24 protein-coding genes and 1 pseudogene are annotated in these 22,150 nt (G+C 69.2%); 18 read left to right on the forward strand and 7 right to left on the reverse strand.

Annotation, left to right across the window (positions count from 1 at the left end; translation table 11 throughout):
* Nucleotides 1–50 precede the first annotated feature (50 nt).
* Both OG976_RS25240 and OG976_RS25245 read left to right on the forward strand, forming a co-directional pair.
* The gene (locus OG976_RS25240) at nt 51–980 is read left to right on the forward strand and encodes a transglutaminase family protein (RefSeq protein ID WP_328355285.1); all 930 of its coding nucleotides are present in this window, start codon (nt 51–53) and stop codon (nt 978–980) included.
* The gene (locus tag OG976_RS25245) at nt 973–2,013 is read left to right on the forward strand and encodes a zinc-binding metallopeptidase family protein (RefSeq protein ID WP_328355287.1); all 1,041 of its coding nucleotides are present in this window, start codon (nt 973–975) and stop codon (nt 2,011–2,013) included. Before OG976_RS25240 ends, OG976_RS25245 begins: the two co-directional genes overlap by 8 nt.
* On the opposite strand, the gene OG976_RS25250 is transcribed toward OG976_RS25245, so the two are convergent.
* Entirely contained in the window at nt 1,991–2,845 is an 855-nt protein-coding gene (locus tag OG976_RS25250; protein WP_328355289.1) for an LGFP repeat-containing protein, read from the reverse strand. The two genes, OG976_RS25245 and OG976_RS25250, sit on opposite strands and share 23 nt — an antisense overlap.
* Nucleotides 2,846–3,169: 324 nt before the next feature.
* Here OG976_RS25250 and OG976_RS25255 point away from each other — a divergent pair, with 324 nt between their 5' ends.
* Together OG976_RS25255 and OG976_RS25260 are read left to right on the forward strand one after the other, a co-directional pair.
* Nucleotides 3,170–4,009: a DUF3097 domain-containing protein gene (locus OG976_RS25255; RefSeq protein WP_328355291.1), complete on the forward strand. Its 840-nt coding sequence runs from the start codon at nt 3,170–3,172 to the stop codon at nt 4,007–4,009.
* Between the two features lie 36 nt (nt 4,010–4,045).
* Nucleotides 4,046–4,666, forward strand: a complete 621-nt coding sequence (locus OG976_RS25260; RefSeq protein ID WP_328355292.1) for an FMN-binding negative transcriptional regulator — start codon at nt 4,046–4,048, stop codon at nt 4,664–4,666.
* A gap of 3 nt (nt 4,667–4,669) precedes the next feature.
* On the opposite strand, the gene OG976_RS25265 is transcribed toward OG976_RS25260, so the two are convergent.
* From OG976_RS25265 to OG976_RS25275, 3 genes are read right to left on the reverse strand one after another with little or no spacing between them, the layout of a single operon-like run.
* Nucleotides 4,670–5,446 carry an SDR family NAD(P)-dependent oxidoreductase gene (locus OG976_RS25265; protein WP_328355295.1) on the reverse strand — a complete coding sequence of 259 codons (777 nt, stop codon included), beginning with the start codon at nt 5,444–5,446 and terminating at the stop codon, nt 4,670–4,672.
* Complete coding sequence (locus OG976_RS25270; protein WP_328355298.1) at nt 5,443–5,922, reverse strand: nuclear transport factor 2 family protein; 480 nt, start codon at nt 5,920–5,922, stop codon at nt 5,443–5,445. The genes OG976_RS25265 and OG976_RS25270 overlap by 4 nt, the downstream gene beginning before the upstream one ends.
* 10 nt (nt 5,923–5,932) lie before the next feature.
* The gene (locus tag OG976_RS25275) at nt 5,933–6,787 is read right to left on the reverse strand and encodes an LLM class F420-dependent oxidoreductase (RefSeq protein ID WP_328355300.1); all 855 of its coding nucleotides are present in this window, start codon (nt 6,785–6,787) and stop codon (nt 5,933–5,935) included.
* Nucleotides 6,788–6,894: 107 nt separating this feature from the next.
* Between OG976_RS25275 and OG976_RS25280 the strand changes: the two genes are divergently transcribed.
* A complete protein-coding gene (locus OG976_RS25280) occupies nt 6,895–7,620 on the forward strand; it encodes an IclR family transcriptional regulator (RefSeq protein ID WP_328355303.1) in 726 nt (241 codons plus the stop codon).
* A 20-nt stretch (nt 7,621–7,640) separates the two neighbouring features.
* Here the strand turns inward: OG976_RS25280 and OG976_RS25285 are convergent, their stop codons facing one another.
* Nucleotides 7,641–8,432 (reverse strand): SDR family NAD(P)-dependent oxidoreductase, encoded by a 792-nt coding sequence (locus OG976_RS25285; RefSeq protein WP_328355306.1) that lies wholly within the window; start codon nt 8,430–8,432, stop codon nt 7,641–7,643.
* A gap of 91 nt (nt 8,433–8,523) precedes the next feature.
* On the opposite strand from OG976_RS25285, the gene OG976_RS25290 reads away from it, so the two are divergent.
* Nucleotides 8,524–9,111, forward strand: coding sequence for a TetR family transcriptional regulator (locus OG976_RS25290; protein ID WP_328355309.1), 588 nt, complete (start codon nt 8,524–8,526; stop codon nt 9,109–9,111).
* On the opposite strand, the gene OG976_RS25295 is transcribed toward OG976_RS25290, so the two are convergent.
* A complete protein-coding gene (locus tag OG976_RS25295) occupies nt 9,088–9,969 on the reverse strand; it encodes a DMT family transporter (protein WP_328355311.1) in 882 nt (293 codons plus the stop codon). The two genes, OG976_RS25290 and OG976_RS25295, sit on opposite strands and share 24 nt — an antisense overlap.
* Here OG976_RS25295 and OG976_RS25300 point away from each other — a divergent pair.
* The 12 genes and pseudogenes from OG976_RS25300 (at nt 9,960) to aroQ (ending at nt 21,536) form a co-directional block, all read left to right on the forward strand.
* Nucleotides 9,960–11,333: a replication-associated recombination protein A gene (locus OG976_RS25300; RefSeq protein ID WP_442930390.1), complete on the forward strand. Its 1,374-nt coding sequence runs from the start codon at nt 9,960–9,962 to the stop codon at nt 11,331–11,333. The two genes, OG976_RS25295 and OG976_RS25300, sit on opposite strands and share 10 nt — an antisense overlap.
* A gap of 149 nt (nt 11,334–11,482) precedes the next feature.
* Nucleotides 11,483–11,830: a hypothetical protein gene (locus OG976_RS25305; RefSeq protein WP_328355316.1), complete on the forward strand. Its 348-nt coding sequence runs from the start codon at nt 11,483–11,485 to the stop codon at nt 11,828–11,830.
* A gap of 22 nt (nt 11,831–11,852) precedes the next feature.
* Entirely contained in the window at nt 11,853–12,242 is a 390-nt protein-coding gene (locus tag OG976_RS25310) for a secondary thiamine-phosphate synthase enzyme YjbQ (RefSeq protein WP_328364008.1), read from the forward strand.
* A 77-nt stretch (nt 12,243–12,319) separates the two neighbouring features.
* Nucleotides 12,320–15,022, forward strand: a complete 2,703-nt coding sequence (gene alaS, locus OG976_RS25315; protein WP_328355318.1) for an alanine--tRNA ligase — start codon at nt 12,320–12,322, stop codon at nt 15,020–15,022.
* 8 nt (nt 15,023–15,030) lie between these two features.
* The gene (ruvX, locus tag OG976_RS25320; RefSeq protein WP_328364011.1) at nt 15,031–15,534 is read left to right on the forward strand and encodes a Holliday junction resolvase RuvX; all 504 of its coding nucleotides are present in this window, start codon (nt 15,031–15,033) and stop codon (nt 15,532–15,534) included.
* A complete protein-coding gene (locus OG976_RS25325; protein ID WP_328355320.1) occupies nt 15,527–16,777 on the forward strand; it encodes an endolytic transglycosylase MltG in 1,251 nt (416 codons plus the stop codon). The genes ruvX and OG976_RS25325 overlap by 8 nt, the downstream gene beginning before the upstream one ends.
* A gap of 3 nt (nt 16,778–16,780) precedes the next feature.
* Entirely contained in the window at nt 16,781–17,584 is an 804-nt protein-coding gene (locus tag OG976_RS25330) for a shikimate dehydrogenase (protein ID WP_328355321.1), read from the forward strand.
* A 19-nt stretch (nt 17,585–17,603) separates the two neighbouring features.
* Nucleotides 17,604–18,011, forward strand: coding sequence for a prepilin peptidase (locus tag OG976_RS25335; protein WP_442930569.1), 408 nt, complete (start codon nt 17,604–17,606; stop codon nt 18,009–18,011).
* A gap of 90 nt (nt 18,012–18,101) precedes the next feature.
* Nucleotides 18,102–19,310 carry a chorismate synthase gene (gene aroC / locus OG976_RS25340; protein WP_328355328.1) on the forward strand — a complete coding sequence of 403 codons (1,209 nt, stop codon included), beginning with the start codon at nt 18,102–18,104 and terminating at the stop codon, nt 19,308–19,310.
* 5 nt (nt 19,311–19,315) lie between these two features.
* A pseudogene (locus OG976_RS25345) lies at nt 19,316–19,831 on the forward strand (shikimate kinase); the annotation flags it as partial.
* 167 nt (nt 19,832–19,998) lie between these two features.
* Nucleotides 19,999–21,096 carry a 3-dehydroquinate synthase gene (aroB, locus tag OG976_RS25350; protein ID WP_328355331.1) on the forward strand — a complete coding sequence of 366 codons (1,098 nt, stop codon included), beginning with the start codon at nt 19,999–20,001 and terminating at the stop codon, nt 21,094–21,096.
* Nucleotides 21,093–21,536 (forward strand): type II 3-dehydroquinate dehydratase, encoded by a 444-nt coding sequence (gene aroQ, locus OG976_RS25355; protein ID WP_328355334.1) that lies wholly within the window; start codon nt 21,093–21,095, stop codon nt 21,534–21,536. Before aroB ends, aroQ begins: the two co-directional genes overlap by 4 nt.
* Here the strand turns inward: aroQ and OG976_RS25360 are convergent.
* Nucleotides 21,503–22,132: a B-4DMT family transporter gene (locus OG976_RS25360; RefSeq protein WP_328355337.1), complete on the reverse strand. Its 630-nt coding sequence runs from the start codon at nt 22,130–22,132 to the stop codon at nt 21,503–21,505. The genes aroQ and OG976_RS25360 overlap by 34 nt on opposite strands.
* Between the last annotated feature and the right edge of the window lie 18 nt (nt 22,133–22,150).

The raw sequence follows: 22,150 nt of genomic DNA on the forward strand, positions 1-22,150 counted from the left end.
GGATGGGGACCGGCGGGCTGGAGCGAAGCGACTGGGGGGTGGGGACCAGCATGAGCTTCCCCGACGGTCCCACCCCGGCGCTCAACAGCCGGGTGTACCGCATCACCCACCGCACCGAGTACAGCTATTCCGATGTGGTGACCAGTTCCTACGGCCGCGGGCACCTCACCCCCCGCGACACCGCGCGCCAGCGCTGCGTGACCAATGCCCTCGAGATCGATCCCGAGCCGGCCGACCGGTCCACCAGCCGCGACGTCTACGGGAACATCAGCTCCTACTTCCACGTCACCGAGCGCCACCACGCGCTGACGGTGACCAGCAACTCCGTCGTCGAGGTCGACCCGCCGCCCGCCGAACTCTACGACGGCGGTTCGGCTCTGGCGCCGTGGGAATCGGCCCGCCCGGTCGGTCGCGACGGCGTGCTGGCGTGCGAGTTCACCCTTGATCTACGCCCGCCGGAGATCAGCGACGCGGTGCGTGACTACGCCGCGCCCAGTTTCGAGCCGGGCCGCCCGCTCGTCGAGGTGCTGCGCGATCTCAACGCCCGAATTTTTTCCGATTTCACCTATAAATCCGGTTCCACGACGGTGTCCACGCAGGTAGGCCAGGTTTTGAAAGCCCGAGAAGGGGTATGTCAGGACTTCGCCCGGCTGGCGATCGCCTGCCTGCGCGCCAACGGTTTGGCGGCGAGTTATGTGTCGGGATACCTCGCGACCGACCCGCCGCCGGGGAAGGAACGGATGTTCGGGGTCGACGCCACGCACGCCTGGGCCGCGGTGTGGACGCCGCAGAACCACTGGGTCGGACTCGATCCGACCAACGACCAGCTGATCGACGAGCGCTACATCATCGTCGGCTGGGGTAGGGACTATGCCGACGTGCCACCGCTGCGCGGCATCATCTACACCGATTCCGAACACAGCGTCATCGACGTCTCGGTCGACGTCGCCCCGTTCGAGGGGGGTGTGCTGCATGCGTGACTTCATCTGTCCCAACTGCGGCCAGCACCTGGCCTTCGAGAATTCGGTGTGCCTGTCGTGCGGCCGGTCGGTGGGGTTCTCCCTGGAGGATGAGACCTTCCTGGTGATCGCCTCCGGTACCGAGAGTGAACACGGCGGTGCCGTCGACGCCGCCGAATATCAGCTGTGTGCGAATCTTCATCTGGCCGAATGCAATTGGCTGGTCAAGGTGCAGCCGGTGCGGGCCTTGTGTGCCTCATGCAGGTTGACGCGCACCAGGCCCAAAGACGACGACACCGCCGCGTTGGCGGCCTTCGCGGTGGCCGAGCGGGCCAAGCGCCGGCTGATCGCCGAGTTGCACGAGATCGGTCTGCCGATCGTGGGCCGCGACGAGGATCCGGACTACGGGCTGGCGTTCGACCTGCTCTCCAGTGCAACCGAGAAGGTCTTCACCGGCCACGACAACGGGGTGATCACCCTCGATCTGGCCGAGGGCGACGATGTGCACCGCGAGCAGTTGCGCATCGAGATGGACGAGCCGTACCGAACCCTGCTCGGTCACTTCCGCCACGAGGTCGGGCACTACTACTTCTACCGGCTGGTCGACCGGTCACCGGAATACCGGAAGCAGTTCAACGACTTGTTCGGCGATCCCGACGCCGACTATCAGCAGGCGCTGGACCGGCATTACAGCCAGGGGCCGCCCGCGGGCTGGGCGAAGACCTATGTGTCGTCCTACGCCACGATGCATCCTGCCGAGGACTGGGCCGAGACATTCGCCCACTATCTGCACATCCGCGACACGCTGGACACCGCCGCGTCATTCGGGCTCGCCCCGGCGAACGCGACCCTCCAGCGCAAAGTGTTGGGGCCCAGCGGCTTCGACACGATCATCCAGATGTGGTTGCCGCTGGCGTGGTCGTTGAACATGGTGAACCGCTCGATGGGCAAAGACGACCTCTATCCGTTCGTACTGCCCGTTCCGGTGCTGGAGAAGATGCGCTTCATCCACACCGTGATCGACGAGGTGGTCAGCGAGGCGCAAGTCCGTTGAGGGTGTCCTCGTGCGTGAACAGCGCACGAGGATCGGCGGGACAGCTGGGTGGGTTCTGCGCCTCGCGCGCGGCATCCCGTGCCGCGGGTGCGCGCCGCACCCGCCGCAGTGTGAGCCGAGCGGTCGCGACGACGGCCAGGCCGCCGGCCAGCGCGGTAGGTATCCACCACCATTGGCTGCGTCGAACCGCCTGAGCGGCTTGTGCTTTCGCTGCCGGCAGGGTGGCGGCCAGCGTCGCCGGGACTGTCGAGACACCGGAGGCGGCCGACCACGCGATCCTGGTTCCCCGCGGGCCGATGAACGTCCCGGTCTCGACGCCGTTCACTGTGGTGGTGTCGGCGCTGGGATAGCTGAACGGGCCGATGGCGCCATCGGCGTTGCGGTAGGTCTGCAGCACCTGTCCGGTGACCACCACCGCGCCCCACTGCGGACTCCAGTAGATGGCGGCCCCGCCCGGCTGGCTGAAGTCGGCGACGTGCGCGACGCCGTTACCGGCATCGACCTCGTCGGTCACCGGGAAGCCGAGTTCGCCGCCGGGGCCGCCGAGCGCCTGATAGCGGTCGAGCACCGGCCCGTAGAGCGCCTTGGCGCCGGTTGCGGTCGAGAAGTAGATCGAGCCGCCCTCGTAGTCGCGTTCCGCGCCGCCGGGCACCTCGTAGATGTCACTGACCGGCGGGCCGAGGGTGGACCGGTCACGTCCGAGCGCCTCGTAGTGCGCGTCGATCGCGTCGACGGCATCGGCTGACGGCGCCGCGCCGGCCGGTGGGGCGGTGAGCAGAAATCCGGCGAACAGTAGTGCGCCGACCGCTGATGACTTCAGCGTGTGAGCCATGGGGCCTTCTTTCGCCCGCGAGACGTCACTGTGTCGCGGGAGTTCCCACGGTGCATGGCTGCGACCGCGTGTATGTCCAATAGGGCATGGCTGCCGCACCCTTGCATACACGCGGTTTCGAATCGACATCCCCCGGGCGGCAGTCTGACTCGGTGAGTGCGCCCTCCCAAGCGCATTCTGTGAGCCGGCTGCACCGTACCGCCCCGCGTGTTCGCCGCGCAAGGCTTCGGCAAAGAACGGTGCGCCGTGGCCTTGGCCACTGGTGTCGCGACGCGCCGCGTCCCCTGCGCCGCGAACCGGCCCCGTGGTCCCTACGATCGCCGGGTGGCTGATCGCTATGGCGCCGATGTGCTCGCCGACGACCCGCACCAGTCGCGCCGGGTCCGCTCGACCGAGCGTGCCGCCGAACTGGGCATGGTCGTCGAGGACCCGCAGTCCGGCTATGTCGGAGCGGTGGTCGGGATCGAAGGCGGACGGGTCGAACTCGAGGACCGCCGCGGCCGGCGACGGGTGTTCCCGCTAGGCCCCGGGTTCTGGTTCGAGGGCAAGCCGGTGATCCTGACCGCCCCGGCACGCAGCGCGCCGGCCGCCGGCCAACGCACGAAGTCCGGTTCGGTCAAGGTGGCCGACGCTCGGGCCAAAGTCGCCCTGGCCAGCCGGATCTACGTCGAAGGCCGCCACGACGCCGAACTCGTCGAACAGGTGTGGGGAGACGACCTGCGCGTCGAAGGCGTCGTGGTCGAGCATCTCGGCGGCGTCGACGACCTCGTCGACATCGTCGCGACCTTCGCGCCCGGCCCCGGCCGCCGGCTCGGGGTACTGGTCGACCACCTCGTCACCGGGTCCAAGGAGGCCCGGATCGCCGAGGCGGTGCGGCGCGGGCCGGGTGGCGAGCACACCCTGGTCGTCGGTCACCCCTACGTCGACATCTGGCAGGCGGTCAAGCCGGCCCGGATCGGGCTGGCGCAGTGGCCGGTGGTGCCGCGCACCGTCGAATGGAAGCACGGTGTGTGCGACGCCCTGGGCTGGCCGCACCGCAACCAGGCCGACATCGCCCGGGCGTGGCAGCGAATCCGCTCCTCGGTGCGCGACTGGACGGATCTCGAGCCCGCCCTCATCGGACGGGTCGAGGAGCTCATCGACTTCGTGACGCAGCCGGCGTGACCGCATAGGGACACATCGCATAGGGACAATAGGTCCATGTACGTACCGGCCGCATTCGCCCTGTCCGACGCCGAGACGGCGTCCGCGCTCGGTGCCGGCGGCTTCTCGCAGTTGATCACCCGTAGCGACGATGAGTACCTCGTCACCCCGCTGCCGTTGCTGTACCGGGCGCAGACGCATTCGCTGGTCGGGCATGTCTCGCGGGCCAACCCGCACTGGAAGCATTCACAGCGGGCATCCGTGGCGGTCATCGCCGGCCCGCAGGCCTACATCTCGCCGAGCCTGTATGCCACCAAAGCCGAGACCGGCAAGGTCGTTCCGACCTGGAACTACGACGTGCTTGTCGTGCACGGCCGGCTGGTGGTGCACGACGATGCGCAGTGGGTGCGAGAGTTGGTCGGGCAGTTGACCGAACACCACGAGGCGGCCCGGACGACACCCTGGGCCGTCGACGACGCTCCGGCGGACTTCGTCACCGCCCAGCTGCGGGCGATCGTGGGTGTCGAGCTGATCATCGAGCGCGTCGAAGGCAAGGCCAAGATGTCGCAGAATCAGCCGCAGCGCAATCAGGCCGGGGTGGTCGACGGGCTGCGGCGCTCCGATGGGCCGCAGGATCGTCAGGTCGCTGATCAGGTGGAAGCGCGAAACCGATTGTGAGAGTTAGGGACCCAGATCCGGCACCCACGCCACGCCGTTGATGTGGCTGCCGCCGTCGACGAACAGTGTGTTGCCCGTCAGGTACCGGCTGCCCTCGCCGGCCAGGAACACCGCGACGGGAGCGATGTCGTCGTAGGGGTCGCCCATCCGGCCCATCGGGTTGGCGGCGTCGGCCAGCGATCCGATCTCGGGGTGTTCTTCGACGACGGCCAGGAATGCCGCGCTCTTCGCCGCCGGGCAGATGGCGTTGACGGTGACTCCGGTCGTGGCCCACTCCCTGGCGGCGGTGCGGGTCAGGGCACGCAGGGCTTCCTTGGCCGCGTTGTACTCCAGCGAGCCGACGTGGGCATTGACCCCGTTGAGGCTGCACATGTTGATCACCCGCCCCCAGCCGCGCTGCTTCATCTGGCCGAAGGCAGCGCGCATCGCCCAGAACGGGCCGTAATAGCCCATCGCGACACCGTGTGCCAGCTCGTCGTCGGTTTTGTTCTCGACCCGTCCGATGGCCCCGCCGCCCCAGGCGTTGTTCACCAGGATGTCGAGCGATCCGAACTCGGATTGGGTTGCGGCTACGGCATTCTCGACCTGCTCGCGCTTGGTGACATCGGTGGGAACGAAGAGCCCGCCGATTTCCTTGGCGATTGCGGCGCCGGTGCCCGCGTCGAACTCGGCCACCACCACCGTCGCGCCTTCGTCGGCGAAGCGCCTGGCGATCCCCGCGCCGATACCGGCGCCGCCACCGGTGACCAGCGCCACCTTGCCGTCCAGCGCGCGGCTCATGTCGGCAGGCCTTCGGTGATCAGGCCGAACGCCTCGCCGCCGCCGTCCAGCTGGCGGGCCGCACGGGTCACGATCTGCCAGCCGTGGTCGGCGCGGCGCAGGGTGAGCAGGTGTACCCCCGCGCGCATGGCGTGGTAGCCGCCCGCCTGCCGGCGGACCAGGATGATCGACTGGCACACCGCCGTCGCCTCGTCACCGTCGACGCTGACCACCGGTGGACCGAAGAAGTGGCAGGCGCCCCTGGCCATCAGGCCCTGGTGGGCATCGGAGTGCACCATCTCGACGATCTCGGCGCGCCCGGACATATTCCAGTCACCGACGTCGTAGCTGCCGTCGGCCGTCCACAGCGCGGCCACTGCCTGTGCCTCCCCGGCGTCGACGAGGGGACCGTAGGACGCGATCAGGCGGGCAATGGCACGTTCGTCCTCCACCGCCGCCAGGCGCCGTTCGAGGGCGGCCAGCCTGTCTTCGCTCATCGGGTGCCTTTCACAGTGCGTCGGCCAGCTCGCGCAGCGCGGCGAGCTGATCGCAATAGTGGGCCGCGGACGCCGCGCTCACCGAACAGGTGGCCGATGTCGCTCCTGCATCGCGTAATGCGTTGAGCCGCAGGGTGACCCGCTCGGGATCGCCGGCCGGGTCCAGGGCGTGGCCGCTGGGCAGAACCACGTCGAACCCGGGCGGGATATCGACACCGGCCAGCATGTTCTGAAGTTCGGTGGTGGTCAGCCCGAAGGGCATCCACCCGTCGGCCAGTGCCACGGCCCGGCGCAGCGACCGCTTCGTGCGGCCGCCCACCCAGATCGGCACCTGCTGCTGCACTGCGCACGGCTCGACGGCGAACCCGTCGAATCGGTAATGGCTGCCGTGGTAGGAGGGGCGGGTGTTGGACAGCGAGGCGCGCAAGGCGGCGATGGCGTCGTCGGCAAGGTCGCCGCGACCGTCGAACACCGCACCCAGAAGCTCGAACTCCTGGGCCAGTGAACCCACGCCGACACCGAGAACGAGCCGGCCCTCACTGATCCGGTCCAGGGTGCCGAACCTCTTGGCGATCTCGAGCGGATGGTGATAGCCCAGCACGACCACGGATGTCGCCAACTTGATCGCAGTGGTGTGCGCGGCGAGAAAACCGAAGGTGGACAACGGATCCCAGTAGACGAGTCCGCGCTGGCCGGCGGCGTCGACCGGGACGGCGACGTGCTCGGCGCAGGTGAGGTGGTCGAAACCCAGCTCGTCGGCGGTGTGTGCGATACGCGCCAGGTCTGCGATGGTGGCGTCCTGCTCCCAGGAGGACGAGACCCCGGGCAGCTGCATCACCATCGGCGTTGACAGACCAATCCGCACAAGATGCTGTTCTATCGGCCGCCACACCCGGGGGAATGCTTGCATCCCGGTGATCGGGACCGCTACGGTGAGGTAGAACGAATTCTCGTTAGCGGACAGGAGTGTGGATGACGGCGGCACTGACCGATACCGCTCCAGCATCGATGCTGGATCGGTTCACGGCCATCATCGATGCCTTCGACGACGGGTCGGTCGCGCTCACGCTCGACCAGATCGCCGCCCGGGCCAATCTGCCGCGGTCCACCACGCACCGGATCCTCGACCAGCTGGTCCGGCTGCGCTGGCTGAGCCATTGCGGCCGCGGCTACCGGCTGGGTGCGCGCACATCAGGGCGCAGCGCCGGGGACGGTATCGACGTGCGGCTGCGTTCGGCGGCCGCCCCCGTGCTGCATGACCTGCAGGTTCGCACCGGTGCCGTGGTGCATCTGGGTCTGCTGGACCGGGGCTGCATCGTGCACCTGGACAAGCTCGGTGGGCCCTCGGCGCGGCAGGTGCCGACATCGGTCGGCAGCCGAATCCCGGCGCATCGCGTCGCACTCGGCATCGCTGCGCTGGCCGGACTCTCACCGGAGGACGTCATCGCCGAACTCAGCTACGTCGGCAACTGGCAACCCGATCCGGGGTGGTGGGGCGAGCTGCACAACGTGCGCCGCCGGGTCACCACCCGACGCGGTGACTACGTCGACGGCATGGTCTCGGTGGCGGCGACGATCGGTTGCCGCGCCGCGATCGGGGTGGTGACACCCGACCGGGTGATGGCACAGCGATGTCAACCGCTGGTCGGGGCGGCCGCGGCCAGCATCTCGCGAGCGCTCGGTAGCGCCAGCAACTAGCACCATCGCGCCCGTCGGGGCTAGGTGGACAGCCCCATGAGTTTCGCCATCATCCGGTGCGCACCGGCCACCACTCTGGCCCGGTCGGGATCGCTGCGCCGGGCGACGTCCTCGGCGTTGCCGCCCGCCACGTAGACCGGCCCGTGCGCAAGCTGTTCGAGACCCTCGCGGGCGACGTCGGCGGGCTCGGCGACCCGCATCCCCGGCACGTCGAAATTCAGGCCGACCCGCTCCATGGCCGGAGTGCGGGTGACACCGAGGACCAGTTCGAGGACATCGACCCCGTAGTCCCGAAGCTCCAGCCACAGGCCCTCGGCGAAGATCCGGCCATAGGCCTTCACGCCGCCGTACACGGTGTGCCGCACCGAGCCCAGGTAGCCCGACATCGATCCGACGAGCAAAATCCCGCCGCGCCGCCGCTCCCGCATCAACCGGCCGTAGTGCTGGGTCAGGGCCATCATCGTCGTGATGTTCAGGTCGATCACCCGCTGGAAGTCTGACAGCTCGGCGTCCAGGAACTCCGCGCTGCAGGTATTGGCGCCCGCGTTGTAGATCAGCAGCCCGACCTCCAGGCCATCGGTCAGGGCGGTCAGCGTATCGACGGCGGCACTCGTCGTGAGATCGGTTGCCAGCGTGAGTACTTCGACACCGAGCGTGCGACACTCGGCTGCCGTACTCTCCAGCGGCCCCGGCTTTCTGGCCACCAGAACCAGGTTGATGCCCGAACCGGCAAGCAGCCGGGCGAATTCGGCCCCCACACCCTCCGAACCGCCTGCCACCACTGCCCACGGGCCGTACTTCGGGTATGACACGCATCGATCCTGACCCGTCTGCACCGCCGGTGTGGCGGTGGTCCCGGTGATCGGTACCACCGCGCTGAGCCGAAGGCGATACCCGATACTGATGGGCGTGCCACGGATCGGAGAGCCCAGGGCGCCGGCCCTGCCTGCGACCGACGACCAGGAGAATCGCCGCGGCGCGATCCTGCGGGCGGCCGCCAGATTGGGTGCCGCCAAGGGGCTCGACCGGATCCAGGCCCAGGAGATCGCCGCCGACGCCGGGGTGGCGTTGCGCACGCTCTACCGCTATTACCCGTCCAAGCACCACGTGTTCGCGGCGGTGCTGACCGATCAGGTGGCGCGATTCCGTCCGCCGGCGCCCACCGGCAACAGCGTCGACGACATCGTCGCCGTCATGGTGGAGGCCTGCCGAAACGTGTTGCGGTCCAAGCACCTTGCCCACGCCATGATCACCTCCACCCAGGTGGTCAGGGCGCAGGTCGGCGAGCCGGAGGATCCGACGCTGGCTCAGCTGATCCTGAAGGTCGCCGGTGTCGACGATCCCACCGACGAACAGCGTCGGCGGGTGCGGCTGGTGCAACAGGCCACCACCGGCATCCTGACGTGGACCGTCGGCGGCGCGATGACGTCCGAGGGCGCCCTTGCCGACGTCGAGGTGGCGTGCCGGCTACTGGTGGCCGGCCAGTTCTGAGGTTCGCGCCGTACCCGGCCGGGTGGCCAGTGCCGATCCCGCCAGGATCAGCGCCAGCCCCGCGATGTTGAACCATGTCAGCGGCTCGCGCAGCACGATCACCCCGGCCAGCAGCGCCACCGCCGGGTTGACGTAGGTCACGATCAACGACCGGGCGGCGCCCACCTCGCGGATCAGCGCGAAGAACACCACGAACGCCAGCGCCGTGCACACTCCGGCCAGCCCGGCGATCGCCCAGTAGGTCTGGGTCCGCAGGGCGTGGGTGGGCCAGGTCATCCCCGCCGGCACCAGGTACACCAGCGCCGTCAGCCCCAGGCACGCCGACGTCAGTGCCGGGCCGGGGACATCGGCGAGATACCGGGCGGCGATCAGCGGCGCGATCGCGTAACAGGTCGCCGTCAGCAGCACCTCGATGACCGGCCACGCTCCGCCGCCGGTCAGGCCGGGGCCGGCCAGCACCGCGACACCGGCCAGTCCGACACTCAGCCCGATCACCCGGGTGGGGCCGAGCCGCTCACCGCCGGTGAGCCGGTCGGCGACCGCGGCGATGATCGGTGCGGCGGCGATCAGCAGCCCGGTCAGGGAACTGGTCAGGTGGCGTTCGGCGTCGGACAACATCAGCCACGCGGCGATCATCTCGAAGAACGCGAAGCCGGCGACCGCCTTCCAATGTCGGCGTAGCAGCGCGCGGTTCGTCGCTGAGAGTGCCAGCGGCGCCAGCAGCGCCGCTCCGACGGCGGACCGCACGAACACCAGGAACGGGACGGAGACGTCGCCGACGGCCACCTTGATCATCAGATAGGGCACGCCCCAGATCAGACTCATGGCGGCGAACAGGACCCAGCCGCGTGCGCTCACCACGACCACATTACGAACGTGGTAAGCCTGTGGTCGTGGCCGACAGCCTGTTCGACGTACCCGGGGACGACGACCGGCCCGGTCGTGACGTGCCCGCGTCGGCCCCGCTGGCCGTTCGGATGCGCCCGTCCTCGCTCGACGAGGTGGTCGGCCAGGAGAACCTGCTGCGGCCCGGCTCACCGTTGCGCCGGCTGGTGGAAGGCTCCGGCGCGGCATCGGTGATCCTTTACGGACCGCCGGGTACCGGCAAGACGACGCTGGCCTCGCTGGTGAGTCAGGCCACCGGCCGTCGCTTCGAGGCCTTGTCGGCGCTGACCGCGGGGGTCAAGGAAGTTCGGGCGGTCATCGACAATGCCCGTCGCGCCGCGGCTTACGGCGAGCAGACGGTGCTGTTCATCGACGAGGTGCACCGGTTCTCCAAGACCCAGCAGGATGCCCTGCTGGCGGCGGTGGAGAACCGGATCGTGCTTCTGGTCGCCGCCACCACGGAGAACCCGTCCTTCTCGGTGGTCGCGCCGCTGCTGTCTCGGTCGCTGATCCTGCAACTGCAGCCGCTGACCGCCGACAACATCAGTGCCGTCGTACGCCGGGCCATCGAGGACCCGCGCGGGCTGGGCGGCACGGTCACCGTCGACGACGACGCCGTAGAGCTAGTGGTGCAGCTGTCGGCAGGCGACGCCCGCCGCGCGCTGACCGCGCTGGAGGTGGCGGCCGAGACTGGCGAGCACGTCACTGTCGAGGTCATCGAGCAGTCGCTGGACAAAGCCGCCGTGCGCTACGACCGCGACGGCGACCAGCACTACGACGTCATCAGCGCCTTCATCAAGTCCATCCGCGGCTCCGACGTCGACGCCGCACTGCACTATCTGGCGCGGATGCTGGTCGCGGGGGAGGACCCGCGGTTCCTGGCCCGCCGGCTGATGATCCTGGCCAGCGAGGACATCGGGATGGCCGACCCGTCAGCGCTGCAGACCGCCGTGGCAGCTGCGCAGACGGTGCAGTTGATCGGGATGCCCGAAGCGCAGCTGACGCTGGCGCACGCCACCGTGCACCTGGCGACCGCCCCGAAGTCCAACGCGGTCACCACTGCGCTGGGTGCGGCGATGAACGACATCCGCGCCGGTAAGGCCGGGCTGGTGCCGGCACATCTGCGCGACGGGCACTACGCGGGAGCGGCCAAGCTGGGCAACGCCGTGGGCTACCGATACCCGCACGATGACCCGGATGGCATTGTGCCGCAACAGTATCCACCCGACGATCTGGTCGGTGTCGACTACTACAAGCCCACCAACCACGGTGTCGAGCGGGAGATCGCGGGGCGGCTGGACAAACTGCGCGCGATCCTACGCCGCCGTCGGGGATAGCCGCGCGGATTCGGCGCGTGGCCGTGGCTCGGTGGCACGACTTGGGCGATCGGCTCGCAGATGATTACCTCACACCCATGGCGCAGTACTTCTGCCCGGCATGCTTTGCCGAGGTTCCGTTCGGCACAAGGGATTGCCCGACTTGTGGCGTGGACGCCGACCGGTGGCGGGCCGACCACTCGTTCACCGAACGGCTTGTGCATGCGCTCGAGCATCCGCTGCCGTCGGCCAGGATGATGTCGATCCTCGCCCTGAAGGGCCGCGCCGACCCTGATACCGCGGCCGCCCTTGCGTTGTGCGCCCACGCTTTTCCCACCGACGTCGTGCAGGGCCTGGAGATCACTCGTGCGATTGCGGCGATGCCCTCGTCTGCGTGGCAGCGCGAGGCCGCTCTACGCAGCCTCTGCCTCCACAATTCGCGGATGGTTGCCGAGGAGGCGCAACGCCTTCTGCGGGAGGACGGACGGGAACCACCGACCCGACATTGGGGTCCGTAGGCTGGACGCCGTGGATAGCGATGTGCTCGACGTCGACACAGCCCGGCGGCGGATCGTCGATCTCACCGACGCGGTGCGGTCGTTCTGCCGGGGCCGCGGTGACGGCTTGTGCAACGTCTTCGTCCCGCACGCCACCGCCGGCATCGCGATCATCGAGACCGGAGCCGGCTCCGACGACGACCTCGTCGACACCCTGGAACGGCTGCTGCCGCGCGATGACCGCTACCGCCACTCGCACGGCTCACCCGGGCACGGCGCCGACCATGTGCTGCCGGGGATCGTGGCTCCGTCGGTGACCGTCCCGGTCGGCGACGGCAGCCCGCTGCTGGGTACCTGGCAAAGCATCGTGTTGGTCGACCTGAACCGGGACAACCCGCGCCGGTCGGTGCGGCTGAGCTTCCTGGGCGGGTGAGCCGGACGGGACCGGTAATGTAGTGCGGTCGAAGCGACAGTCGAGCCGCACCCCAAAAACGCAAGGACAGCAACCCAGTGCAGACACATGACATCAGGAAGCGGTTCCTGGATCACTTCGTGAACGCCGGACACACCGAGGTGCCCAGCGCCTCGGTGATCCTCGACGATCCGAACCTGCTGTTCGTCAACGCCGGCATGGTGCAGTTCGTGCCCTACTTCCTGGGCCAGCGCACGCCGCCCTACGCGACGGCCACCAGCATCCAGAAGTGCATCCGCACCCCCGACATCGACGAGGTCGGCATCACCACCCGGCATAACACGTTCTTCCAGATGGCGGGCAACTTCTCCTTCGGCGACTACTTCAAGCGCCGCGCCATCGAGCTGGCCTGGACGCTGCTGACCAACCCCGTCTCCGAAGGCGGCTACGGGTTCGACCCGGAGCGGCTGTGGGCGACGGTGTTCTACGACGACGACGAGGCCGAGCAGCTCTGGCAGGAGATCGCCGGGTTGCCACCCGAGCGGATCCAGCGCCGAGGCATGGCCGACAACTACTGGTCGATGGGCATTCCCGGCCCCTGCGGCCCGTGCTCGGAGATCTACTACGACCGGGGACCCGAGTACGGCATCGAAGGCGGGCCGGAAGCCAACGAGGACCGCTACATCGAGATCTGGAACCTCGTGTTCATGCAGAATGAGCGCGGCGAGGGCACCAGCAAGGACGATTTCGAGATCCTCGGGCCGCTGCCGCGCCAGAACATCGACACCGGCATGGGCGTCGAGCGCATCGCCTGCCTGCTGCAGGACGTCGACAACGTCTACGAGACCGACCTGCTACGCCCGGTGATCGACAAGGTGGCGCAATACTCCCCGCGTGGCTACGGCCAGGGGTCACACGAGGACGACGTCCGCTACCGGGTGATCGCCGACCACAGCCGCACCGCGGCGATCATCATCGGTGACGGCGTCACCCCGGGTAACGAGGGTCGCGGCTACGTGCTGCGCCGGTTGCTGCGGCGCATCATCCGCGCGGCCAAGCTCCTGGGCATCGAGCAGCCGATCATGTCCGAGCTGATACTCACCGTGGGCGACGCGATGAGCCCGTCGTATCCGGAACTGGCTGACCCCCGCATCGAGCGCATCGCCGTCGCCGAGGAGACCGCGTTCAACCGCACGCTGGCCTCAGGCTCCAAGCTGTTCGAGGATGCCGCCGCCGCCACCAGGGCAGCGGGCAAGACCACGCTGGGCGGCTCGGATGCATTCGCGCTGCACGACACCTACGGATTCCCGATCGAGCTGACCCTCGAGATGGCATCCGAGGCCGGTCTGACCGTCGACGAACTCGGCTTCCGCGAGCTGATGGCCGAGCAGCGCAGGCGCGCCAAGGCTGATGCCGCCGCGCGCAAGCACGCCCACGCCGACCTCTCGGCGTTCCGGGAGCTGGTCGACGCCGGCCCCACGGAGTTCACCGGCTTCGAGGAATTGACTTCGCAGGCAAGAATTCTGGGGATCTTCGTCGACGGCAAGCGGGTTCCGGTGGTGGGCCACCAGTCACGCGTGCACTCGGAGACCCCCACCCCCGAACGCATCGAGATCGTGCTCGACCGCACTCCGCTATATGCCGAGTCCGGCGGCCAGATCGCCGACGCCGGAACGATTTCCGGAACCGGTGGCAGCGAGTCTGCCAAGGCCGCCGTCACCGACGTGCAGAAGATCGCCAAGTCGCTGTGGGTGCACCGCGTCAACGTCGAGTCCGGCGAGTTCGTCGAGGGTGACACGGTGGTCGCCGCGGTCGACCCGACGTGGCGCCGCGGTGCCACCCAGGGCCACTCCGGTACCCACATGGTGCACGCCGCATTGCGACAGGTGTTGGGGCCCAACGCTGTTCAGGCAGGTTCGCTGAACCGTCCCGGTTACCTGCGTTTCGACTTCAACGCCCAAGGTGCGCTGAGTGAAGAGCAGCGCAACCAGGTAGAGGAAGTGGCCAACGAGGCCGTGCAGGCCGACTTCCCGGTCAATACCTTCACCACCGGCCTGGAGAAGGCCAAGGCCATGGGCGCGATGGCGATGTTCGGCGAGCAGTATCCCGACGAGGTGCGGGTGGTCGAGATCGGCGGCCCGTTCTCACTGGAACTCTGCGGCGGCACCCACGTGCACAACTCCGCCCAGATCGGGCCGATCACCATTCTCGGTGAGTCCTCGGTGGGCTCCGGGGTGCGGCGTGTCGAGGCCTATGTGGGCCTGGACTCGTTCCGGCACCTGGCCAAGGAGCGGGCGCTGATGGCGGGACTGGCGTCGTCACTGAAGGTGCCTTCCGAGGAAGTGCCCGCCAGGGTGGCCACCCTCGTCGAGCGGCTCAAGGCCGCCGAGAAGGAACTGGACCGGGCGCGGCTGGCCTCGGCCCGCGCGGCGGCGGGAAATGCGGCCGCGGGCGCCGAACAGGTCGGTAAGGTCCGTCTCGTGGCGCAGCGGATGTCGGCGGGGATGACCGCCAACGATCTGCGCTCCCTGGTCGGTGACATCAAGGGCAAGATGGGTTCGGATCCCGCCGTGGTGGCCCTGATCGCCGAAGGCGACGACGGCGTCGTGCCGTTCGTGGTGGCGGCCAACCCCGCCGCCCAGGACACCGGCCTGCGCGCCAACGAACTGATCGCCCAGATCGCGACGGCGGTCGACGGCCGCGGCGGCGGAAAGCCGGACCTCGCCCAGGGCTCCGGCAAGAACGCCGCCGGGATCGACGCGGCACTGGCTGCGGTGCGCGCAGAGATCGCCCGGAGCTAGCCTCAGTGCTGCCCACGCACGACCGTGTGCCCGACCGTCCCGGTGCCGACGACCCGGGCCGGGGCAGGCGCCTCGGAGTGGACGTGGGTACCGTCCGCATCGGTGTGGCCATCTGCGACCCGGACGGGATCCTGGCCACGCCGGTGGAGACGGTTCGGCGGGAACGATCCGGCAAACATCTTCGCCGACTTGCCGCACTGGTCGACGAGTTCGAGGTCGTCGAGGTGATCGTCGGGCTGCCACGCACTTTGGCCGACCGTGCCGGCACCTCGGCGCAGGACGCCGTCGGCCTCGCCGACGCGCTCGCCGACCGGATCGGGCCGGTGCCCGTGCGCCTTGCCGACGAACGACTCACTACGGTGGCCGCCCAGCGGTCGCTGCGGGAGGCCGGCGTGCGGGCCAAGGCGCAACGCGGAGTCATTGACCAGGCCGCTGCTGTGGGAATCCTGCAGGGCTGGCTCGACCAACGCCGCAGCGCGGCGCCCACCCAGCCGGAGAGCGACGATGCCTGACGAATACGACACCGGCCGGTATGACGCCCAGCGGGCCGATCCGGTCGCGGTGGGCGCACCGCGCCGCCGGATGAGCCGACTCGAACGAGTCCGCGCACGCCGAAACAACAACCGGCGCAGGGCGATCGGGCTCGGTGCGTTGGGCCTGCTCATCGCCGTGGTGGTGGCCCTGGTACTGCTGGGCACCAAACTCTTCGGCGGCGGCTCCGACGAGTACACCGGCGACGGGAAGGACGACGTCGTCGTCGCGGTGCGCGCCGGCGACTCCACTACCCAGGTGGCCCAGTCGTTGCGTGACCGCAACGTCGTGGCCAGCGTCAAGTCGTTCGTCGACGCCTCCAAGGACAACGCGGCCATCGCCGCGATCCAGCCGGGCTACTACAAGATGCGCACCGAGATGTCGGCGTCATCGGCGGTGCAGCGCCTCGCCGACCCGGCCAACCGGGTGGGCAAGCTCGTCATCCCCGAGGGCAGACAACTCGACGACGTCAAGGCCGTCGGCTCCGACAAGGTCACCGATGGGATCTTCACGCTGATCGCCGACGCCAGCTGTGTGGAACTCAACGGCGAGCGCAAGTGTGTGTCCGCCGAGAGCCTGCGCAAGGCGGCCGAGCAGTCCGCGCCGTCGGCGCTCAACGTCCCGGACTGGGCGATGCAACCGGTGACGGCGCTGGCCGCCAACCACCGCCGGCTCGAGGGGCTGATCGCACCTGGAGCGTGGAACGTCGACCCGTCCGGGTCACCCGAGGCGATCCTGGCGACGCTGGTCGCCGAAAGCGCCACCCACTACGTCGACGGCGGACTGCTCGACACCGCCAAGGCGATGAACCTGTCGCCCTACGAGATCCTCGTCGTCGGCTCGCTGGTGCAGCGCGAAGCCAAGCCGCAGGACTTCGCCAAGGTCGCCCGGGTCATCTACAACCGGCTGGCCGAACCGCAGCGCCTCGAGTTCGATTCGACGGTCAACTACCCGCTGGACCGCCAAGAGGTCGCCACCACCGATGCCGACCGCGCCCAGGTCACGCCGTGGAACACCTACGCATCCGACGGTCTGCCCGCCACCCCGATCTGCTCGCCCGGCGACGAGGCACTGGCCGCCGCCGAACGGCCGGAGCCGGGGGACTGGCTGTACTTCGTGACGGTGGACCTCGAGGGCACCACCCTGTTCACCAAGGACTATCAGCAGCATCTGGCGAATATCGAGTTGGCGCGACGCAATGGTGTCCTCGATTCGGCTCGCTGAGCGATGACCGCGCCCCACAAGGCGGCGGTGCTGGGATCACCTGTCGCGCACTCGAAGTCGCCGCTTCTGCACCTGGCCGCGTATCGGGCGCTGGGCCTGCTCGACTGGACCTACGACCGGATCGAATGCACTGCCGAGCAATTGCCCTCTCTGGTAAGGGGATTGGGCCCGGAATGGGTGGGCCTGTCGGTGACCATGCCGGGTAAGTTCGCCGCGCTGGAGTGCGCCGACGAATGCACCGACCGTGCCACGCTGGTCGGCTCGGCTAACACCCTGGTCCGCACCGGGCACGGTTGGCGGGCCGACAACACCGACATCGACGGGGTGGCAGGCGCGCTGGCCTCTCACCGGGACCTTCGCCATGCGATCGTGCTCGGCTCGGGCGGGACGGCACCCGCCGCTGTCGTCGGGCTGGCCGAGATCGGGGTCACCCGCATCACCGTGGTCGCCCGCAACATCGAGAAGGCGGCCCGGCTCGTCGACCTCGGCAGGGCAGTCGCGGTCAGCACCGAGTTCTGCCCGCTCGACGGGCCGGAGCTGGCCGCTGTGGTGACCGCCGCCGATGTTCTGGTGAGCACCATCCCCGCCGACGCGGCCGCCGGTCACGCGGCCACGTTGGCCGCGGTGCCGGTGCTGCTCGACGCGATCTACGACCCCTGGCCCACCCCGCTGGCCGCCGCCGTCGAGGCCGCTGGCGGTGAGGTGATCAGCGGGCTGCAGATGCTGCTGAACCAGGCCTTCAGCCAGGTCGAACAATTCACAGGCCGACCCGCTCCGCGACACGAGATGACCGCCGCCCTGGATTAGCGTGGCGCTCATGCGCTGGCTGGCCTTCGGTGTGGTGCTGTTCTGGGCCGTCGCGCTGACGGCGTTCGACATCCGGCAGCGCCGCCTGCCCAACACGCTGACAGTGCCCGGCGCCGCGGTGGTTCTGGTGGCCGCCGCCGTGGCCGGGCGCGGGCTGCCCGCACTGGCGGGCGCCGCCGGCCTGGCCGCGCTCTACCTGGTGGTCCATCTCCTGGCCCCGGCTGCCCTGGGCGCCGGCGACGTCAAACTGGCGTTGGGCCTAGGCGGGCTGACCGGTGCCTTCGGCCCGGAGGTGTGGCTGCTGGCCGCGCTGGGTGCTCCGCTGCTCACGGCGCTGTGCGGCGTCGCGGCCCGGGCCAGGACGCTGCCGCACGGCCCGTCGATGTGCCTGGCCAGCCTGGCCGCGGTGGCGTTGGCGGCGTTCTGAGGTACCGGGGCCCCAGCCAGACCGCCCCGCACCTGCGCCGCGCGCTGAGCGGATTGGGTCCCGGCTGACCGGCGTGGGAAGATGGGACGCGTGTTGCGATGGACAACTGCTGGTGAATCTCACGGCCGCGCGCTGGTAGCGGTGGTCGAAGGCATGGTCGCCGGTGTCCGGGTGACCTCCGAGGACATCGGCGGACAGCTGGCCCGACGCCGGCTGGGCTACGGCCGCGGCGCCCGGATGAAGTTCGAGCAGGACCAGGTCACCATCCTGGCCGGAGTTCGGCACGGCAACACCCTCGGCGGCCCGATCGCGATCGAGATCGGCAACACCGAGTGGCCCAAGTGGGAGACCGTGATGGCCTCCGACCCCGTGGATCCCGCCGAACTCGACGTCGCGCGCAACGCCCCGCTGACTCGGCCCCGGCCCGGTCACGCCGACTTCGCCGGCATGCTCAAGTACGGGTTCGACGACGCACGGCCGGTGCTCGAACGCGCCAGCGCCCGCGAGACCGCCGCCCGGGTGGCGGCCGGAACAGTGGCCCGAGAGTTCCTCCGCCAGGCAGTCGGCGTCGAGGTGGTCTCCCACGTCATCTCCATCGGCGATTCGCAGCCCTACGACGGGCCGCCCCCGGCGGCCGCCGATCTGGCCGCCATCGACGAGAGCCCGGTGCGTGCCTTCGGCAAGGCCGCCGAGGAGAGCATGATCGCCGAGATCGAGGCCGCCAAGAAAGACGGCGACACCCTCGGTGGGGTGGTCGAGGTGGTGGCGCACGGGCTGCCCATCGGCCTGGGCTCGTTCACCAGTGGCGACAGCCGACTCGACAGCCAACTCGCCGCCGCGGTGATGGGCATCCAGGCCATCAAGGGTGTCGAGATCGGCGACGGTTTCCAGACCGCGCGCCGCCGCGGCAGCCAGGCCCACGACGAGATGTACCCGGGTCCTGACGGCGTGGTGCGCTCCACCAACCGGGCCGGCGGCCTGGAAGGCGGAATGACCAACGGCCTTCCCGTGCGGGTCCGCGCGGCGATGAAGCCGATCTCCACCGTGCCGCGCGCGCTGGCCACCGTCGACATGGCCACCGGTGACGAAGCCGTGGCCATCCACCAGCGCTCCGACGTGTGTGCGGTACCGGCCGCTGCGGTCGTCGTCGAGACAATGGTGGCCCTGGTACTGGCCCGCGCTGTTCTGGAGAAGTTCGGCGGCGACTCGCTCGAGGAGACCCGCCGCAACATCGACGGCTATCTGGCGGCGATCGCGGCTCGGACACCGTCCGGAACAGCCGTCCGGGCATCGGGGTAGCCGAGATGGCGCCCAAGGCCGTACTGATCGGCTTGCCCGGCTCGGGTAAATCGACCATCGGACGCCGCCTGGCCAAGGCGATGGGCCTGAGCCTGCTCGACACCGACGCCGCCATCGAGGAGAAGACCGGCCGCACCATCGCCGACATCTTCGCCAACGACGGCGAACCGGAGTTCCGCCGCATCGAAGAGGACGTCATCCGGGACGCACTGGCCAACCACGACGGCATCCTGTCGCTGGGCGGCGGAGCGGTCACCACCCCCGGTGTCCGGGACGCCCTGGCCGGCCACACCGTCGTCTTCCTGGAAATCAGTGCCGCCGAAGGGGTTCGGCGGACCAGCGGCAGCACTGTGCGCCCGCTGCTCGCCGGGCCCGATCATGCCGATAAGTACCGCAAGCTGATGAACGACCGGGTGCCGCTGTACCGGCGGGTCGCCAAGATCCGGATCAACACCAACCGCCGCAACCCCGGCGCGGTGGTGCGTCATATTGTCGCGCGCCTGGAGAATCCGCAGCCGGCACGGCGGCGACGCCCGCCGTGGCGGCGGTCGCTGTCGGCTGGCCGGACCGAAAAGCCCTCCGACACAACGCCACCCACGCCACCGGCGTCATCCGCCCCGACCGAATCCGCACCGGTCACGCCTGCCACGCCGGCAGCGCTGGCCGCCCGCCGCGCTGGAGTCCGCAAATGACCAAGACCACCCCGGCCGCCCCGGTGACCATCGAGGTTGCCGTCAACCCGCCCTACCCGGTGATCGTCGGCACCGGACTGCTCGGTGAGCTCGGCGATCTGCTCGGCTCGCGGCACCGGGTCGCGATCCTGCACCAGCCGGTACTCGCCCAGACCGCCGAAGCCGTCCGCGCGCACCTGGCCGACAAGGGTGTCGACGCCCACCGTATCGAGATCCCCGACGCCGAAGCCGGCAAGGATCTCGCGGTCGTGGGCTTCATCTGGGAAGTGTTGGGCCGCATCGGAATCGGACGTAAAGATGCCGTCGTGAGCCTGGGCGGAGGGGCGGCCACCGATGTCGCCGGATTCGCCGCTGCCACCTGGTTGCGCGGCGTCGACATTGTCCACATCCCGACCACTCTGCTGGCCATGGTGGACGCCGCCGTCGGCGGTAAGACCGGCATCAACACCGATGCGGGCAAGAACCTCGTCGGCGCGTTCCACCAGCCCGCCGCCGTACTGGTCGACCTGGCCATGCTCGAGACGTTGCCGCGCAACGAACTGGTGGCCGGGATGGCCGAGATCGTCAAGGCCGGCTTCATCGCCGACCCGGTGATTCTCGACCTCATCGAGGCCGACCCGCAGGCCGCTGTCGACCCGGCCGGAAGTGTTCTACCCGAACTGATCCGGCGGGCGATCGCAGTCAAGGCCGAGGTCGTCGCGGCCGACGAGAAGGAATCGGCACTGCGCGAGATCCTCAACTACGGGCACACGCTGGCCCATGCCATCGAACGCCGCGAACAGTACCGGTGGCGCCACGGTGCCGCGGTGTCGGTGGGACTGGTGTTCGCCGCGGAACTGGGCAGACTCGCCGGACGGCTGGACGACGCCACCGCCGATCGGCATCGCGCGGTGCTCACCGCCCTCGGGCTGCCCGTCAGCTACGACGCCGACGCGCTGCCGCAGTTGATCGAGACCATGGCCGGGGATAAGAAGACCCGCTCGGGCGTGCTGCGTTTCGTCGTACTCGACGGCTTGGCCAAACCCGGCCGGCTCGAGGGGCCCGACCCGTCGCTTCTGGTGGCGGCCTATGCGGAGGTGGCAGAGAAGCGATGACCACAGTTCTGGTTCTCAACGGTCCCAACCTCGACCGGCTCGGCCGGCGCGAACCCGACGTGTACGGCAGCACCACCTACGACGAGCTGGTCGCCGCGATCGAAGCCGAGGCCACCGAGTTGGGCCTGCAAGCCGTTGTGCGACAGAGCAACAGCGAGGAGCAGCTGCTGCAGTGGGTGCATGCCGCCGCAGACGCCGGTGACCCGGTGATCCTCAACGCCGGCGCTTTCACCCACACCTCGATTGCGCTGCGTGACGCCTGCGCCGAGCTGCGTGGTCCGCTGATCGAGGTACACATCTCCAATGTGCATGCCCGCGAAGAGTTTCGGCATCACTCGTACCTGAGTGCCGTGGCGACCGGAGTGATCGTCGGCTTGGGCGTGCAGGGCTACCTGCTGGCCCTGCGCTACCTGGCGGAGTCCTTGCCCTCTTCGGGGTAGTCGATCGCCTCGGTGGGGGCGTCCTCGCGTTCGGCGGTGGCGATGGCCGAGGTCTGCTCCTCGGCAGCAGCCGCGCCGCCTCCGACAGTCCCTGGAATCGGGCCGGTGCGGTCGTCCTCGTGAACGGCGTCGAACACGTCGGCAGCCTCGCCGAAGCGACGGCGCGGCTGCGCGGGCCGCTTGCGGTCGACGCCCCAACGGCCGATGGCCGCCGCGGCGATCGCCGGGATGAACACCACCAGAGCGGTGAACGCCGCGAACGTCGTCACCTCGCCGATGAGGCCTTCGACGTAGACGGCTTTGTAGACCAGTGAGATCAGCCAGGCGATGAAGCCGCTGAGCACCCCGGCGAACAACCCGGCGAGCAGCCAGGTCATCGCCAGATCGCGGCGGCGGTCCGGATCGGGGTTGGCGTTGGCGTCGGCACGACCGTCGAGCAGGCCCCACACGAAGGCCGCGATGCCGAACAGCACCACGAGCGCGACGCTGACCAATCCGGCATTGGTGGGGAACTGGTTGATCAGCGTTCCCTGCACCAGGCGGAGCACAACCATGCCGGCCGCGAAGGCCAGTCCGCGCAACAACCAACTGTTCATGGGGCATCAGCGTAGCGA

Source organism: Mycobacterium sp. NBC_00419, assembly GCF_036023875.1.
Classification (GTDB): domain Bacteria; phylum Actinomycetota; class Actinomycetes; order Mycobacteriales; family Mycobacteriaceae; genus Mycobacterium.

Bases quoted from the DNA above. Each gene is read 5' to 3' on its own strand.
- OG976_RS25270 (WP_328355298.1), bottom strand. From the start codon at position 5,922: ATGAGCGAAGACAGGCTGGCCGCCCTCGAACGGCGCCTGGCGGCGGTG.
- aroB (WP_328355331.1), top strand. From the start codon at position 19,999: ATGACCAAGACCACCCCGGCCGCCCCGGTGACCATCGAGGTTGCCGTC.
- OG976_RS25280 (WP_328355303.1), top strand. From the start codon at position 6,895: ATGACGGCGGCACTGACCGATACCGCTCCAGCATCGATGCTGGATCGG.
- OG976_RS25240 (WP_328355285.1), top strand. From the start codon at position 51: ATGAGCTTCCCCGACGGTCCCACCCCGGCGCTCAACAGCCGGGTGTAC.
- OG976_RS25330 (WP_328355321.1), top strand. From the start codon at position 16,781: ATGACCGCGCCCCACAAGGCGGCGGTGCTGGGATCACCTGTCGCGCAC.
- OG976_RS25260 (WP_328355292.1), top strand. From the start codon at position 4,046: ATGTACGTACCGGCCGCATTCGCCCTGTCCGACGCCGAGACGGCGTCC.
- OG976_RS25250 (WP_328355289.1), bottom strand. From the start codon at position 2,845: ATGGCTCACACGCTGAAGTCATCAGCGGTCGGCGCACTACTGTTCGCC.
- OG976_RS25290 (WP_328355309.1), top strand. From the start codon at position 8,524: ATGGGCGTGCCACGGATCGGAGAGCCCAGGGCGCCGGCCCTGCCTGCG.
- OG976_RS25245 (WP_328355287.1), top strand. From the start codon at position 973: ATGCGTGACTTCATCTGTCCCAACTGCGGCCAGCACCTGGCCTTCGAG.
- OG976_RS25265 (WP_328355295.1), bottom strand. From the start codon at position 5,446: ATGAGCCGCGCGCTGGACGGCAAGGTGGCGCTGGTCACCGGTGGCGGC.
- aroQ (WP_328355334.1), top strand. From the start codon at position 21,093: ATGACCACAGTTCTGGTTCTCAACGGTCCCAACCTCGACCGGCTCGGC.
- OG976_RS25325 (WP_328355320.1), top strand. From the start codon at position 15,527: ATGCCTGACGAATACGACACCGGCCGGTATGACGCCCAGCGGGCCGAT.
- OG976_RS25360 (WP_328355337.1), bottom strand. From the start codon at position 22,132: ATGAACAGTTGGTTGTTGCGCGGACTGGCCTTCGCGGCCGGCATGGTT.